This window comes from Haloterrigena sp. KLK7, assembly GCF_037914945.1.
GTDB lineage: Archaea > Halobacteriota > Halobacteria > Halobacteriales > Natrialbaceae > Haloterrigena > Haloterrigena salinisoli.
In genome coordinates this window covers 504166-519683 of record NZ_CP149787.1, presented here as the reverse complement: position 1 = coordinate 519683, position 15518 = coordinate 504166, and the positions used below count along the sequence as shown (strand labels likewise).

General features: G+C 66.6%; 15 protein-coding genes. All 15 read right to left on the bottom strand.

The genetic code is table 11. The annotated features are described in order from the left end of the window. Positions 1 to 101 precede the first annotated feature (101 nt). The 15 genes from WD430_RS02500 to cbiG all read right to left on the bottom strand — a co-directional run bounded on the left by WD430_RS02500 (position 102) and on the right by cbiG (position 15517). Positions 102 to 2081, bottom strand: a complete 1980-nt coding sequence (locus WD430_RS02500; protein ID WP_339105784.1) for a cation:proton antiporter — start codon at positions 2079 to 2081, stop codon at positions 102 to 104. 238 nt (positions 2082 to 2319) lie between these two features. Continuing rightward, complete coding sequence (locus WD430_RS02495; protein ID WP_339104456.1) at positions 2320 to 2814, bottom strand: universal stress protein; 495 nt, start codon at positions 2812 to 2814, stop codon at positions 2320 to 2322. A 128-nt stretch (positions 2815 to 2942) separates the two neighbouring features. After that, a complete protein-coding gene (locus WD430_RS02490; protein ID WP_339104455.1) occupies positions 2943 to 3425 on the bottom strand; it encodes a hypothetical protein in 483 nt (160 codons plus the stop codon). A 123-nt stretch (positions 3426 to 3548) separates the two neighbouring features. Beyond that, positions 3549 to 4739, bottom strand: a complete 1191-nt coding sequence (locus WD430_RS02485; protein WP_339104454.1) for a hypothetical protein — start codon at positions 4737 to 4739, stop codon at positions 3549 to 3551. A gap of 85 nt (positions 4740 to 4824) precedes the next feature. Next, the gene (locus tag WD430_RS02480) at positions 4825 to 5850 is read right to left on the bottom strand and encodes a hypothetical protein (RefSeq protein WP_339104453.1); all 1026 of its coding nucleotides are present in this window, start codon (positions 5848 to 5850) and stop codon (positions 4825 to 4827) included. A gap of 60 nt (positions 5851 to 5910) precedes the next feature. After that, positions 5911 to 6480: a hypothetical protein gene (locus WD430_RS02475; protein ID WP_339104452.1), complete on the bottom strand. Its 570-nt coding sequence runs from the start codon at positions 6478 to 6480 to the stop codon at positions 5911 to 5913. A gap of 35 nt (positions 6481 to 6515) precedes the next feature. Further along, the gene (locus WD430_RS02470) at positions 6516 to 8330 is read right to left on the bottom strand and encodes a DNA primase (RefSeq protein WP_339104451.1); all 1815 of its coding nucleotides are present in this window, start codon (positions 8328 to 8330) and stop codon (positions 6516 to 6518) included. 190 nt (positions 8331 to 8520) lie between these two features. Next, positions 8521 to 9828: a PQQ-binding-like beta-propeller repeat protein gene (locus WD430_RS02465; RefSeq protein WP_339104450.1), complete on the bottom strand. Its 1308-nt coding sequence runs from the start codon at positions 9826 to 9828 to the stop codon at positions 8521 to 8523. A 2-nt stretch (positions 9829 to 9830) separates the two neighbouring features. Beyond that, complete coding sequence (locus WD430_RS02460) at positions 9831 to 10202, bottom strand: DUF3209 family protein (protein WP_339104449.1); 372 nt, start codon at positions 10200 to 10202, stop codon at positions 9831 to 9833. Positions 10203 to 10269: 67 nt separating this feature from the next. Next, complete coding sequence (locus WD430_RS02455; RefSeq protein WP_339104448.1) at positions 10270 to 11505, bottom strand: CbiX/SirB N-terminal domain-containing protein; 1236 nt, start codon at positions 11503 to 11505, stop codon at positions 10270 to 10272. 31 nt (positions 11506 to 11536) lie between these two features. Next, positions 11537 to 12253 carry a cobalamin biosynthesis protein gene (locus WD430_RS02450; protein ID WP_339104447.1) on the bottom strand — a complete coding sequence of 239 codons (717 nt, stop codon included), beginning with the start codon at positions 12251 to 12253 and terminating at the stop codon, positions 11537 to 11539. Further along, positions 12250 to 12516 (bottom strand): ferredoxin, encoded by a 267-nt coding sequence (locus WD430_RS02445; RefSeq protein WP_339104446.1) that lies wholly within the window; start codon positions 12514 to 12516, stop codon positions 12250 to 12252. Before WD430_RS02445 ends, WD430_RS02450 begins: the two co-directional genes overlap by 4 nt. Positions 12517 to 12542: 26 nt before the next feature. After that, entirely contained in the window at positions 12543 to 13634 is a 1092-nt protein-coding gene (gene cobJ, locus WD430_RS02440) for a precorrin-3B C(17)-methyltransferase (RefSeq protein ID WP_339104445.1), read from the bottom strand. A gap of 15 nt (positions 13635 to 13649) precedes the next feature. After that, on the bottom strand, positions 13650 to 14525 hold the full coding sequence (locus tag WD430_RS02435; RefSeq protein WP_339104444.1) for an SAM-dependent methyltransferase: 876 nt from the start codon (positions 14523 to 14525) through the stop codon (positions 13650 to 13652). Next, the gene (gene cbiG, locus WD430_RS02430) at positions 14522 to 15517 is read right to left on the bottom strand and encodes a cobalt-precorrin 5A hydrolase (RefSeq protein WP_339104443.1); all 996 of its coding nucleotides are present in this window, start codon (positions 15515 to 15517) and stop codon (positions 14522 to 14524) included. Before cbiG ends, WD430_RS02435 begins: the two co-directional genes overlap by 4 nt. Position 15518 lies beyond the last annotated feature (1 nt).

The window sequence follows — 15518 nt, the reverse complement described above, 5'->3', positions numbered from 1 at the left end:
TCGATGAAAAAACGCCGAGCGCGCCGTATGCTCGACTTTTACTCTGATTAAGTCTCGAGAAGTCCTCTCTCAGAACGTCTCTGGAGATTCAGGTGGCTCAGTCACCGGAACTGGAGGAACTGCCGATCGTCGCCTCGCTCGCCGACCGCCGGATAGACCACCACGAAGTTCCCGTCGGTCAGTTCCGCGACGGTCGTCGGTAGCGTCCGCAGCGCCGGATCCCAGCCCATCGTCCCCCGGCGGGCGCTCATCGGAACGACCAGCGACGTCTCGTCGACGTCCTCTCGGAGGCGCGCCTCGAGGGCGTCCCAGTCGTCGACTCGTTCGAACGTCGCCGGCACGTCGGGGTCGATCAATTCGAATACGCGCTCGAACTGGTCCGAGTTCCCGCCGACGACGAGTCCGCGAACCGGGGCGCCGACCTGGTCCGCGAGGTGTTTGACCGTGTGGACGGCCTCGGAGAACCCGTCGTTGTGGTCGATCCCCGGTGGGAGAACGACTACGACCTCGTCGGTGGTATTCAGCGGCTGGCGAACGTGCGAGACCAAGACGAGTTGCTTCGTCCGGCGAAGCACCTGATCGATCACGTGACCGAAGACGCGCTGGTGGCGCGCCGCGCCGTCCCAGCCGATGACCAGCGTCGTGATCCGGTTCTCGAGGGTCGCCCGGGCGATCCCCGAGGCGACGTTCGCGTCGACGCGCGTCTGACTCTCGAGGGGGACCTCAGCGCCGGCCGTGTACGCCTCGCTCGCCTCGAGTCGCGACTCGAGGTCCGCGACGTCGGCCTCGGCGCCGGTACCCGGGGCGGCGACGCTCAGGGAGTACAGCGGCTGACCTTCATCGGACTCGCGGACCAGTAGGGCGAGATCGAGCAGCCGTTCGCTGTACTGTGACTCGCGCGAAACGGGAACCATGATCCGCTGCGGAGCGGCCCGCGGATCGTACTCGACGCGTTCGGACGCGCGGACGATGCCCCGTCCGTAACGGTCGACGATTGCGGGGCTGACCACACTGACGACGAGGATCATCAGCACGGTGGCGTTGAGCATCGCCTCGCCGAACAGGGCCGCCTCGTAGCCGATGAGCACGATCGCGAGCGCCGCCGCGGCCTGGCCCAGCGAGAGGCCGAACATCGTCATCGTCTCGTCGCGGGAGTAACCGTACAGCCGCGCGGTCAGCCACGCCGCGGCGTACTTCGTCGGGAGCAGGAGGCCGACGAACGCGGCGGCGATCGTCAGCGTCTCGAGGCCCTCGGTCAGGACCCAGACGTCGACGAGCATCCCCACGGAGAGCAGGAAGAAGGGGATGAACAGCGCGTTACCGACGAACTCGATCCGATTCATCAGCGGGCCGCTCTCGGGGATCAACCGGTTGAGGACCAGTCCGGCGAGGAACGCCCCGACGATGTACTCGACGCCCGCGAGTTCGGCCAGATAGGCGCAGCCGAAGAGCACGGCCATCACGAACAGGAACTCGAAGTAGCTCTCCTGATCGACCGTCCGGAAGAACCACTCGCCGAGTCGGGGGACGAGCAGCCAGACGCCGGCGAAGAAGAGCGCGAGTTTCCCCGCCAGCGAGAGCCAGAATATCGGCCCGAGTTCGCCCGCCTCGCCGGCCATGACGACCGCGAGGACGAGCAGCGCGAGGGTGTCGGTGATGATCGTCCCGCCGATCGTCGCCGTGACGCTCTCGGTCTTCGCGATCCCAAGCCTGCTGACGATCGGATACGCCAGCAGCGTGTGCGAGGCGAAGATGGCGGCGAACAGCGCCGCGGCGCCGACGGAGAGTCCGAGGCCGTAGTGGCCGACGACGATCCCGATCGCCTGCGGAACCGCGAAGGAGAGGACGCCGAAGACGACGCTCCGGTCCTTGTACGCGATGAACTGGGTGAGATTGATCTCGAGGCCGGCGACGAACATCAGGTAGACGATCCCGACCTCGCCCAGCAGGACGATCGTCTCGCCGCGCTCGAGGACGCCGAACCCGTTGGGACCGATCGCGGCGCCGACGACGATGACGCCGACGATCCCCGGGAGCCGATAGCGGTCGAGCGCCAGCGGCGCGATCAGGAAGACGGTCATCGCCAGCCCGAAGATGAGGATCGGGTCCTCGACGGGGATCGACGCCGCCGGCGTCACGAGCGCCTCCGCGGTCGATCCCGCCGTCGTCCTTCGATTCTCGTCGGTTCCGAACTCCGTGCGAACACGCGTCTACTCGAGACGGCCTCGACTGACTACAAACTGGCTCCGATTTTCGCGCCGCGAACGCTATCGGCCGCGATCGATCGGGACCGACCGCCGTCGTGCACAGCGGACCCGATCACTCGATGGTCGAATCGATGTCCGTGATGTCCTCGGGATCGACGTCCTCGCCGGGCTCGCGGACGACGTAGACGTCGTAGCGCTGGTCGTTGGCGACCGGGCTGCCGACGCTGGACTGGGGAGCGATCACCGAGCCGGCGTTCTCGGAGCCGATGAAGACCACCGAGGCACCGATCTCGCCGGCGACCCGTCGGATCGCGCGGACGACGTTGTTCGTCGACGTCGCGGTGGGCTCGTCGGAGCTGACGCGTTCGGTTCGGAACGTCGCTTCCGGGGCGACGTCCGACGCTCGCCTCTCGATGCCCGATTCGATGGCTTCCGGATCGAACGGCTCCCCCTCGGTGATCCAGCCGCGGTCTCGAGCGTAGTCGGCGTCGTCGGGAATCACCGTCAGTACGACGACCTCCTCGTCCAGCATGTCCCCGAACGTCGCGGCCTTCTCGAGCGCTTTTCTCGCCAGTTTCGAGCCATCGAAGGGCACGAGTAGCGTCATACGGCTATGTCACACGACAGCCGAAGTAAATGTTCGGCCTCCACCGAACGGGTGAAGCGGTCGGCAGCGCCGCGAATCGATTCCTCGGGGTAGACACGGCAGAACGACCGCTTCGCCGTCGACGACGGTCACTCGTCTGCGTTCGGTTCCACTCGGGCGCCGATCGTCGCGACGACGTTTCGGACGTAACGCATGCTCGTCGCGATCGACATGATTCCGTCCATCAGGGCCTGCTGGGAGGCGCTCTCGGGGTAGATGCGATACTCGACCTGAACGGTCTCCGCACGTCGGAGCTGACAGGACTCTCCGGCCGGATCGAGGAACGTGTAGAATCCCGGCGTCGCCGCCAGCATCGGCCCGACGTACTGAAGGAGTTCGCTCCGGCGCTGATCGTCGCGGAGCAGTTCCTTCGTTCGCTCCGTGTCGAACCCGCTTCGACCGACGATTCGGACGGGACCGAACTCCGCCTCCTTGATGACGTGGACGGGCAGCCGCGAGAGTTCGACCTGCAGGTTGAACGCGGTGTCCTCGTCGGCATGGGCCGTCACGCCTCGAATCGCCGTCTCGTCTAACCAGTTGCGGACCTGTGTCTCGCTAACGTGTCTCGTCATACCGGAGCGACGGTCGGACTCGGGATAAACGTCCGCCGTTGTTCAGCCTGCTCCCGTCGTTTCGATCGCGAGGACCGCCGAAACCGATCTGCTCGAGCCACTGCCCCTGACGCGCGGAGCCCGTCAGTGCCGCTTGGGCATCGTCGAGTGACGCGTCGATCGGCCCATGTCCGCGCGCTGCGAGGGAGGCGGTGCCATCGTCGAGTGGCGCGTGCCGTCGCCGCCGGCGTTGCTTCCCTCGTCGCCCGAACCGAGGTCGGTGCCGAGCGGTCCGTCGTCCTCCTCTTCTTCGCCTTCGGCCTCGTCGGCGGCCGCCTCGTCTTCGCCCTCGCCACCGACGGAACTGGCGCTCCGTTCCTGCAGTCGCTCGTGGAGTCCCTCCAGATCGTCGCCGACGTCCGTCAGCGAGGACTCGACCGCCGATCGGAGCCGGTCGCCGATATCGGAGCCGGCGTCATCCTCGGCGTCTCCGTCCGCTCCGTCGTCGCCCTCGAGAATCCCGCTGGCTTCGCCGACCGTTTCGGCGGCCGCTTCGACCGCCTCTCGCGCGCCGCCCTCGTCGTCGGCGTCGTCGGCGTCGTCGGCATCGCCGTCCGATTCGGTGTCGCTAGCCGTTGCCTCGGTACCGCCGTCGTCGCTGCTCTCATCGCCCTCGAGGAGTCCGCTAGCCTCGCCGACCGTCTCGGCGGCCGTCTCGACCATCTCTCGAGCGCCGCCCTCGCCGTCGGCATCGGCGTCGTCCTCATCGGATCCGGTGTCGCCGGCCTCCGCTTCGGCGTCGCTCTCGCCGTCCTCGTCGCTCGAGCCGATCACGGACTCGAGCAGTCCGTCGTCTTCGGTCTCATCGTCCTCGGCCGCGTCGTCGCTTGCGGCCGCCGCGTCGCTCTGCTCCTCGCCGTCCGACTCACTCTCGTCGCTGGCGTCCGATTCGGCCGTCGCTTCCTCGCCGTCGCCGATCGACGACTGGAGTGCGTCGACGGCTCCCTCGAGCGCCCTCTCGTCGTCGTCATCGGCCAGGTTCGAGAGGTGCAACAGCCGCTGGAGGTCCGCGACTTGCTCCGGATCGCCCCGAGCGATCGCTTCCGGGATCGAGTCCGGCTCGCTGCCGTCCGGCAGCGTGTCCAGTCCGACCGCCGCGAGCAGTTCGTCCGGCTCCGCGGACTCGAGGAGGTCGCTGGCCGCCGCGGCGGTCTCGAGGAGGGCCGCGCCGTCGGAGTCGCCGTCCCCGTCCCCGAGCATCGATCCGCTCGAGTCCTCGGCCGCGTTCAGTATCTCGGTCACCCGGTCGTGGAGGTCCTGACTGTCCTGACTCATGGTTCCCTCGCTGTCCGCGCCGCGACCGCGGTTCGCCGTCCGCCGTTCGCTTCCGTCCGGACTCTCGCTCGAGGGCGGCCGGCGATTATTCGGCTTCGGCTTCCGGTTCGTCGTCGGCCCCGTCTTCGTCTTCGCCCTCGTCGGTCACCGCCGCGATGATCTGCTCGGTCATCTCGTCGCGGCTGAGGTTCGCCTTCACGTCGACGTCCTTGGCGACCGACTGCAGGTCGTCGTAGGACATGATGCCGAGGAAGTCCTCGAGGGTGTCCCGGCGCAGGTCCTCGATATCCTCGACCGACGGCTCGGAGTCGTCGGTCGATTCCGCCTCGGATTCGTCCTCCGACTCCTCAGTCTCGTCTTCGGAGTCCGCTTCGGATTCGTCCTCCGCCTCCTCGGTCTCGTCTTCGGAGTCCGCTTCGGATTCGTCCTCCGCCTCCGCCGCTTCGTCGCTTTCAGCGTCCGGCTCCGATTCGGCCTCGTCTTCCGATTCGGCCTCGTCTTCCGGTTCCTCCTCGGCGTCTTCGTCCTCCGATTCGGTTTCGTCTTCTCCTCCGCCTTCGTCGCCCTCTTCGTCCGACTCGGATTCGCCCGCCGATTCTTCGCTCTCGCCCTCGAGAACGTCTCCGAGGCCGCTCTCCTCGCCGATGCTCTCGACGACCGACTCGATGGTCTCTTGCGTGCCGCCGCCCTCGCTGTCGGCTTCCTCGCCCTCGTCGCTCTCAGCCTCGCTGTCGTCGGTATCGCTCTCGAGTAAGCCCTCGAGACCGCCGCCTTCGGAGACGCCCTGGGCCAGCGACTGGACCGACTCCTTCGCGTCGTTTTCTTCGACCGTCTCCCGGAGCGCGTCGCGAATCGCCGCCGTGAGGGTCGACTGCATCTCCTTGCGGTCCTTGCCCTCCTCGAGGCCTTCGGCGATCGATTCGTGGATGCCGCGACCGATCGCTCCGCCGAGTTCGCGACCGACCTGTTCGCCGAGTTCGCGACCGACCGCCGCGCCGACCTCGCCGCCGTCGATGCTGTCCTCGATGCTGCCGTCGCCGAGCATGTCGGCCACGTCAAGTTGGTCGCTCACCTCCTGGGCGACCAGCTTCCGCAGTCCGCTCTCAGCCATGGCGCTCACCTCGAGACGGGATCGGCGATCGGCTGCCGTGAATCTGACTCCCGCTCATGGCTAGTCCTCCTCCGCTTCGACGGCGTCCTCCTCCTCGGCTTCGGAGTCGGACTCGTCGCTACTCTCATCGTCGGTCTCGGCTTCGTCCGCCTCGCCCTCGTCGGCCTGGCTATCGTCGGCGTCCTCATCGTCGGACGCCTCCGACTCGTCGTCCGTCGGTTCCTCCGACTGCTCTTCGTCCTCCGATTCGGACTCGGACTCCTCCTCTTCCTCTTCGGACTCTTCGGCCTCGCCTTCTTCTTCCTGAGCCTCTTCGTCCTCGGCCTCTTCCTCTTCGGACTCTTCGTCCTCGGCCTCTTCCTCTTCGGACTCTTCGGCCTCGGCCTCTTCTTCGGTCGCTTGCTCTTCGGACTCTTCTTTGCCGCCGAGTAGTTCCTCGACGACCATATCACCGATCGTTCGGCCGATGGATTCGCCGATCTTCCGGCCGATGAGCGCGCCGATCTGGGCGCCCAGCGCCTCGCCGAGGGGCTGGTCCTCGTCGATCTCGTCTTCCCACTGGGTGCCCTCGATCAGCTCGTTGACGTCGATGTTCTCGGTGATCTTCCCGTAGTCGATTCGCTGTGCCATTGACTCGGACTCGGATTCGGATTCTCCACTCATCGTTAGGCTGCCTCCGCTGTGGCGTCGGATTGGTCACCGCCCCCTTCTTGCTCCTCGTCGGGTTCGAGTTGCTCAATTAACTGCTCGAGCACCTCGCTGACGACCGTCGAGACGAACTCCTCGACCGGCAAGCTCGGGACGAGCCCGGCGAGCCCCTCCTTTGCCCGGTCGCTGGCGGCGGAGATCGGCCCCGGCGATTCGGTCGCTTCCTCGTCCTCCTCCGCTTCGTCCGGCGTCTCTTCGCCTTCTTCTTCTCCCTCCTCCGCTTCGTCCGGCGTCTCTTCGCCTTCTTCTTCTCCCTCCTCCGCTTCGTCCGGTGTCTCTTCGCCTTCTTCTCCCTCCTCCGCTTCGTCCGGCGCTTCCTCTTCTTCGGCTTCGGCCGCTTCTTCCTCGTCCGGCGCTTCTTCCTCGTCTCCGCCGCCGAAGAGCCCGCGGATCCACTCGACCGGCTTGCCGAGAATGCCTTTCACCCAGCTGATGGCCGAGGAGATCCGGCCACCGGACTCCGCTTCTTCCGCTTCTTCTCCCTCTTCGGCTTCGGCCTCCTCCTCGCCTTCGGCCTCCTCGCCTTCGGCTTCTTCCTCGCCGCCGAGTCCCAGCATCCCCAGCAGCTTGTTGAACAGTTCCTTCGGCTTGCTCAACAATCCGCTGAGTACCTCTTTCGCCTTGCCGGGGATCTTCTTGAGAAGCTCGATCGGCTTGCTCAGGAGCTCTTTCGCCTTGCCGGGGATCTTCTTGAGAAGCTCGATCGGCTTGCTCAGGAGCTCTTTCGCCTTGCCGGGGACTTTCTTGAGAAGCTCGACCGGCTTGCTCAGGAGTTCTTTCGCCTTGTCGATCATCGCACCGGGGCCGTCCAGCAGTCCGGTCACCGCTGACAGCAGGTTCCCGAGCAGGTTGTTTCCGCCCGGACGGGCCGACACGTCGAGCTGGAGCGGGTTCAGGTTGACCTCGAGGCCGAGCAGATCGAGGAAGAGACCGTCGAGGTCGAGGTGGAGGACGCCGGAAGCGTCGTCGCCCTCGTAGACCTTTTCGGCGTCCTCGGCGTGTCCTTCCTCACGCTTGTCCTCGGTGAGGTCACCGGTATCGTCTCCAACGTCCTGTTCCTCTTCCTCAGCTTCTTCGTCCTCGGCTTCCTCTTCCTCAGCTTCTTCGTCCTCTGCTTCCTCTTCCTCAGCTTCTTCGTCCTCTGCTTCCTCTTCCTCAGCTTCTTCGTCCTCTGCTTCCTCTTCCTCAGCTTCTTCGTCCTCGGCTTCCTCTTCCTCAGCTTCTTCGTCCTCTGCTTCCTCTTCCTCAGCTTCTTCGTCCTCTGCTTCCTCTTCCTCAGCTTCTTCGTCCTCGGCTTCCTCTTCCTCAGCTTCTTCGTCCTCTGCTTCCTCTTCCTCAGCTTCTTCGTCCTCTGCTTCCTCTTCCTCAGCTTCCTCCTCTTCCTCAGCCTCTTCGTCCTCTGCTTCCTCCTCTTCCGCTTCCTCTTCCTCAGCCTCTTCGTCCTCAGCTTCTTCGTCCTCTGCTTCCTCCTCTTCCACTTCCTCGTCCTCGGCTTCCTCTTCCTCAGCTTCCTCGTCCTCGGCTTCCTCTTCCTCAGCTTCTTCGTCCTCTGCTTCCTCCTCTTCCTCAGCCTCTTCGTCCTCTGCTTCCTCTTCCTCAGCGTCAGCACCTTCCGTGTCGTCTGCCGACGCTTCGTCGGCATCACCACTCGAGTCCTCGTCGTCACTCTCCTCAGCCATCTCTGCCTGGCCGCCATCGGTCATAATCCTGCGGTCCGCTCGCTCCGCGTGCTCACCGTCGTGACGATGGCTCGAGTGCTCTGCGACCTCCATGGGATCCGAACACTCCTCGGAACCATCATCTTCTAGACCCGTTGTCATTATACGCGAAACTCATGCGAGTGAGCGTTGTGGTAATTTCCCTTGCGTATGCGACTGCTGGCCGAATCGGCCACTCGAGGCCGACTTCGACCGAGAAAACGGGTGAACGAGCGACGGTCTCAAGTCGGGTGTGACAGTTCGGCTACTCGATCGAAGCCACGTGCAGGGCGTACTCGCCGCGGGTCTCGCCCTCGTCGTGGTACTCGACGGGCTCTTCGATCGCCGCCAGCGTCCCGTCGGCGACGGCGGCGGCGGTCGCGATGCCCGAGAGGCGTTCGACACCCAGCGGTCCCGACTCGAGGTCGAATCGTCGTACGGCGTGCGTCTCGGGGTCGCGAACGCGGAAGTTCTGCGCGCAGGGCGCGGCGATCGTCTCGCCGTCGGCGGCGAGGGCGTGGACGAAGCCCCGGACCTGGTCGTCCCACGCCAACTCGCCGTCGGCCTCGAACGTCGCGATTCGGTGCTCGTTCGGATGCCGTCCCTCGGTCTCGCGGCTCTCGACGGCGTAGGTGTTGCCGGTCACGAACGTCACGCGGCCGTCGTTCGCGTACGCGTGGTTCGGATAGGCGTACAGCGTCTCGCCGTCGATCTCGGTTTCGACCGCCAGATCGACGCGCCAGCGTTCGGCGCCGCGGGGACCGAGCAGGTAGCCGCGCTTGTCGCCGTGGCTCGAGACCGCGATCGAATCGCCGTCGAACGAGACGTCGCCGACGCGGCGGTCGCCCTCGGTGCCGGGGTCCCAGGTCCACGCGAGGTCGCCCGTCTCAGTCTCGAGCACGACGAGTCCGACGTCGTGGTCGCCCATACAGCGGTTGTAGCCGACCGCCAGTCGCTCGCCGTCGGCGTCGAGATCGAGCGCGATCGGCGAGCCGTCGGTCTCGTAGCGCCAGCGCACCGCCCCGTCGGGAGCGAACGCGTAGACGGTGCTGTGCCACTGCCGAACGTCGCCGTCGCGCTCGTACCGTCGCGCGGCCGCGTAGAGGGTTCCGTCGTCGCTGTCGACCTCGAGGTCGACCACGTACGGGAGGTAGAAGACGGTGTCGTTGACGGCCTCACCGAGGTCGTCGACGGTATCGTACCGCCAGCGCCGCTCGCCGGTCGCGGCGTCGTAGGCCGCGATGGTGCCCGTCTCGCCGCGGCCGGCGACGACGATCGACTCCTCGCTGTCGTCCTCGGCTCCATCGCTCGAGAGCGACGCGATTCCGATCGCGTGGTCCGGATGGTCGACCGTCCAGCGGGCCTCGAGCGAGTCCGAATCGGTCTCGCGGGCGGTGACGGTCCCGTCCCACTCGCCGGTGACGACGAGAGCTCCGGCTTCGGCGACGTGCACCGCGGAACGGGTCCACATGTGACGGCTTCGGGCCGTCTCGATTTCGCCGAGCGGGACCGATCGGACCTCGCGGTCGCCGTCCCGGTCGTCGCCGCGTTCGACGTCTGCAGTTTCGGCCATCGTCAGTCCTCTACCGGGAAGGTCTCGTGGAGGGTGTCGTGAGCCTCGCCGAGGCCGTCGACGATGTCCTCGCCTTGCGTGCGCAGCCGCTGGACCGCGCGCTCGGCGTCGCGGACCGCCAGCAGTCGACCCCGGGTGTAGTCGTACTCGGGGTCGTCGCCGTCCATCGCGGCGACCTCTTCCTCCAGGTCGACGAGGGCCGCGTCGAGGTGGCGTTCGACCTCCGCGAGGCTCTCGGCGTTCGCGAGCCCCTCGATGGGCCCCTCGAGGTGGCCCTCGAGTTCCTTCTCCGCGTGTTCGCGGGCACTGTCGTCCCCGACGCCGAGGACGTTCATCAGTCCGAGTCGTAGCGCTTCGATTTCGTGGCAGCTCATGGGTGTACGTAGTGAAGTATCGGATTCGTGTCTTTCGATCGCTCGTCTCGATCGTCGGTTCGGTCCGTTACAGCGTCTGATCGACGAGGTCGCTGACGATACGGTCCCGATCGAGGTGGTCGCCGACGATCCGTTCGGCGTCCTCGCTCGCGACGTCGCCGTACCAGATTCCGTCCGGATAGACGGCGACCATCGGCCCGTCGCCGCAGCGTCCGAGACACGAGGAGCGCGTGATTCGGGCGTCGCAGTGGTCCGAATCTCGCACCGCCTGTCGGAGGCGCTCGAGGACCGCCGGCGACCCCATCTCGGCGCAGGTCTGGTTCATACAGACCGCGACGTGCTTTTCGGGCGCGTCGTGGCTGTGCGGTTCGTCGTCGACGTCCTCCCGGTCCGCGTGGGCCTCCTGGTGGGCCAGCGCGCGCAGCATGGCCCGCGCGCCGCCGACGTCCTCCTCGTAGCCCTCGAGGTCGACCTTGTACTTGCACGTGTCACAGGACATCTCGACGCTCTCGGTCCGGGCCTCCTGCCAGCGGTCGGCGAAGACGTCCAGCAGCCGGGAGTCGGTCCCCAGCGGATCGCCCGCCAGCGCGTCGACGTAGGGGTAGTCGTCGTCGAAGTCGGCCGTCCAGTCGCGGATCCGCTGGGTCAACACGCCATCACCGAGCATGTACGGCAGGACGACCACGGCGTCGGGCCGGTGCTTCGAGAGCCCGTGGAGGGTGTCCTCGAGCGTCGGCTCGGTGACGCCGATGAAGGTCGCCTCGACGCGGTCGAACGCCCGACCCTCGTAGAGCAGGCGGGCCAGCTTGTGGACGTCGCCGTTGGCGTCCGGATCGCTCGAGCCGCGGCCACAGAGGACCACGGCCACGTCGTCTTCCTCGCGGTCGACGCCCAATTTCGACTCGACCGCGGCGGCGCGGTCGTCGAGTAGGTCCAGGATCGCGGGATGGATACCCAGGTGGGCGCCGTTGTCGATCTCGAGGTCGTGTTCGGCGCGGGCCTGCTCGATCGCCAGCGGCACGTCGTTCTTGACGTGGCTCGCGGCGAACAGCGAGCAGTGGACGACCGTCACCCGCGAGGCGACCGGCGCGAGCCCCGCGAACGCCTCGTCGATCGCCGGCTCCGCGAGTTCGAGGAACGCGGCGTCGACCGGGATGCCGAGTCGGGACTCGAGGCCGGCGGCCAGTTCCCGCACCTGTTCGTTGGACTTCTCGCGGCGGGAGCCGTGGCCAACCAGCAGGACCGCCTCGTCGTCGAACGCGGTCGGTGACGCCGTGGATCTGGCTTCGTCGGGTGTGCTCATCGATTGGGAGTTCGAAATGGGGATCGGTCGGTTACTCGTCGTACGCCGTGGCTTGCTCGAGGCTGCGCTCGAGTTTGCGCCGCCGGCTCGGCGCGAACAGACCGGTCGCCTCGCAGTCCTCGTAGAGCCACGTGCCGAAGTCGGGCGCGGCGTCGTCGTCGACGCCGAACCAGTAGCCGCCCGACGAGGTCTCTGAGAGATCGTCGAACGGTGCGTCTACGGGACAGTCAGCGATCAGGTCCTGCGCGAGTTCGAGCAGTTCTTCGTCGTCGTGGACGAACGAGATGCCGACGGTGCCGCTCTTCGACTTGAAGCAGATCGTGCCACAGCCCTCGAGCAGCCCCCGCAGCAGCTCCCGATCGTATTCGGAGAACGCCCCGAACCGGTAGTTACCGCGGCCGTCGACGGGGAGGCCGAGCGCGCCGCTGCGGCCGAGCAGGCCCGAGTCGTCGCTGTCGATCGACAGCGTGTACTCGTCCTCCGTCCGCGTGATCGACGTGTCGTGGGCGTAGTCGCGAGTCGTCGTCTCGTGCTCGAGGTCGCCGCCGCCGACCGCGGCCAGCACCTGTGCGGATTCCTCGTCGTTGGTGACGACTTCGATGCCGTCATCAGAGACGTCGCCGCTGCCGGCGACGTGGCCCCAGAAGTAGGCCGTCGCGGGATGGCCCGCGAGCGGGTCCGACGGGACGGTAATCTCGAGCGGATCCGCGTCGGTCTCGCCGTCGGCTTTCGGTTCGGTCTCGCTCATTCGCCCACCTCCTCGACGACGATCGCGTCCGTCGGGCAGGCCGCCGCGGCCTGCTGGGCCTCGTCGATGCGGTCGTCGTCGAACGTCGCGACGACCCGCTCGGCGTCGTCGGTGACCGCGCCCTCGCAGTCGTAGACCGGGTCCGCGTCCGGGTCGACGGTCGCGAGGCCGTCCTCACCCTCGACGAACCGGGGGTCGCGGGTCAGACAGGCGAAGATGCCGTCGCAGGCGTCCTTCTCGATGGTGACTTCGTATCGTGGCATGGGTATGGAATCTGGGAAACCGCCGCTCAGTAGTCGTACTTCGTCTCGTAGCCTCGAGGCGTGACCATCCGGTCGTCCCAGACGTAGGTGTCCTCGGTGCCGACGACGATGGTCGTCGTCATGTCGATGATCTCGCTCTCGCCGAGTTCCTCGAGTTCGCCGAGTTCGGTGATCATCACCTGCTCGTCCTCGCGGCCGGCGCCGTGGACGATCCCGACCGGCGTGTCGGGGTCCCGATGCGTGAGGAGGATCTCGCAGGCCTTCTCGAAGTTCTCGCGGCGCTTGCGGCTCCACGGGTTGTAGATCGTGATCGTGAAGTTCTCGCTGGCCACCGAGTGCAGTCGGGACTCGATCTCGGGCATCGGCACGAGGTGGTCAGACAGCGAGACCGAGACGGTGTCGTTCACGAGGGGGGCACCGAGGCGGGCCGCACAGGACTGCGCCGCGGGGACGCCCGGTACGACCTCGAAGTCGACCATCGAGGCCGTCGCGCCCTTCGACTCGAGGATCTCGAGCGCCAGTCCCGCCAGCGCGTAGACGTTGGGGTCGCCGCTGCCGACGATGGCGACGTCGTTGCCCGCCAGCGCGCGATCGATCGACTCCTCGGTACGGGAGACTTCGCCGCACATCGGCGTGTCGTAGATCTCGTCGGCCTGCTCGGTGATCTCGTCCGGGATCAGTTCGATGTAGGTCGTGTAGCCGACGATGTGGTCGGCCTCGAGCAGCGCCGTCTTCGCGCGCTCGGTCATCCCCTCCGGGTGGCCGGGACCGAGGCCGACGGCGATCAGTTGGCCGGGCTCGGCGTCGAAGTCCTCGATCGTCGCGCCGACCTCCTTCTCGTTGCTGCCCGAGTCGTCGGAGCTCGAGGCCCCGCATTTCGAGCCGCTCGAGGACGAGGACGAACTCGAGGAGCCGCCGCACTTGGAGCTACTCGAGTCGTCGCTGCTGCTCGAAGCACCGCATTTGGAACCCGAGTCGGCGCTCTCGGTCTCGGATTCGGTACTGCTGCTCGAGGCTCCGCATTTGGAGGTACTCGAAGTCTCGGTGTCAGTGTCGGTCGATGCGCCGCACTTCGAAGTCGATTCGCCGTCGGCGTCGGAGTCGGTGTCAGTGCTCATGGTCGGATCCTGATTTCAGAAGTCGTCGACGTCACGCCCGCCGCGCGGGGTGACGAGGTACGTTCGGTCGTCGTTGCGCCAGGTCTCGGTCTCGTGGTTGCCGATGATCAGCGAGGTGCCCATGCCGGAGACCTTGTCGTCGTGGTCGGCGGCCTCGCCCAGCGTCGTGATGAACTGGCTCTCGCCGTTCCGGCCGGCGTCGGCGCGGCCGGCGTCGTTGACGATGGCCACGCGGGCGTCGTCGGTGCGTTCCTCGCGGACGATCTCGACCGCCTTCTCGTAGTTGCGCCAGCAGTTGTAGAGGACGATCACGAAGTCCGAAATCGCCGCGGCGCGCAGTTTCTCCTCGATCTCGTCCCAGCCGCGCCACTTGTCCGACAGCGAGACCGTACAGAAGTCGTTGCACAACGGCGCGCCGACGTTGGCCGCGCCGCCCAGCGCCGCCGTCATGCCGGGCACGATCTCGATCGGGACGTCCGTGGCGTCCTCTTCCTCGGCCATCTTGAAGATGAGGTCGGACTTGCCGTAGACCGACGGATCGCCGCCGGAGACGTGGGCGACGTCCTTTCCCTCGCGGACGTAGTCGAACGCCGCGCGGGCGAGTTCGATCTGGCGACCCATCGTCGAGCGGACGATCTCCTGTTCGAAGCCGTCGTCTCGAGTCGCGATCCCGTCCTCGTCCGTCTGTTCCTCCGAGGGAATCGTGCCGTCGTCGCGCAGGAACTCCTGATAGAGACTCGAGGCGATGACGACCTCCGCGGACTCGATGACCTCCTTGGCCCGCTTGGTCATGTGGTCGGGGAGGCCGGGGCCGATACCGACGACGTAGAGGGTGCCGTGGTCGTCGGGGGTGCCGTCGCCGGTGCCGGCAGGTGACTCCTCAGTGCTCATCGACCGATCGCCACCGTGACCTCGTTCTCGTAACTGATCTTCTCTAAGACCAGTTCCCGTTCACGACCGCCCGCGATCGCGGAGGCCTCGGAGACGCCCGGCCAGCCGATCAGCTCCTTCGATTTCGAGGGCGTCGGCCCCTCGTGATCGAGCAGCGTTTCCTTGTCGAAGGCGACGACGCCGAGATCGAGTTCCCGGGCGGCCTCGAGCAGGCCCTCCTCGTCTTCCTTCCGGGTCGCGGTGCCGACGAACTCGACGTCCTCGAGGTCGTAGTCGGTTTGCTCGAGGGCTTCCTCCCATGCGGCGAGGAAGGCCTCCTTGTCGGCGCCGGAGACGCTGCCGGTACCGAGGACGACGCCGTCGTCCTTGTTGCGCTTGAGCACCGTCACATCGTCGCCGACGAGGACGGCTTTGGGCCCCTCGAGTCGGGCGACCGGTCCGAGTTCGTCGTCGAGAACGGCGAGGTTCGTCTTCACCGTCGAGTCGCCGTTGACGACGTGGGCGTCCATCGCCTTGGCCTTGGACTCGACGCCCTGTTTCCCGGCCGCCTCGCTCGCGGTGGTCATCGCCGGGACGGCACCCATCGTCGCCAGATCCTGTGCGACCTGATTCGCGCCGTGGTGGCCGCCCGTAATCGGGATGGCCCACGTCAGTTCCTCGTCGACCACGCAGATCGCGGGGTCCTCCCACTTGTCGTCGAGCAGGTGGGCCGTCTTCCGCATCGCGATTCCCGAGGCCATCAGGCCGACGAAGCAGTCGTACTCGCCCCAGTGCTCCTCGAAGACGTCGCCGTGGTACTCGATGATGTCGATCGCCTCGTAGCGATCGCCGATCTCTGCCTTGATCTCCTCGGCGGTGTCCATCTTCCGCCCGAAGGAGATGATCGCGATCTCCTCCGCGACTTCGCCGTCCGAATCCGGCGTGGAACAGTGGCCGCCGTCGGAGTCCGATCCCGAATCCTCGTTCGCGTTGTCTACGTTGTCCGTGCTCATG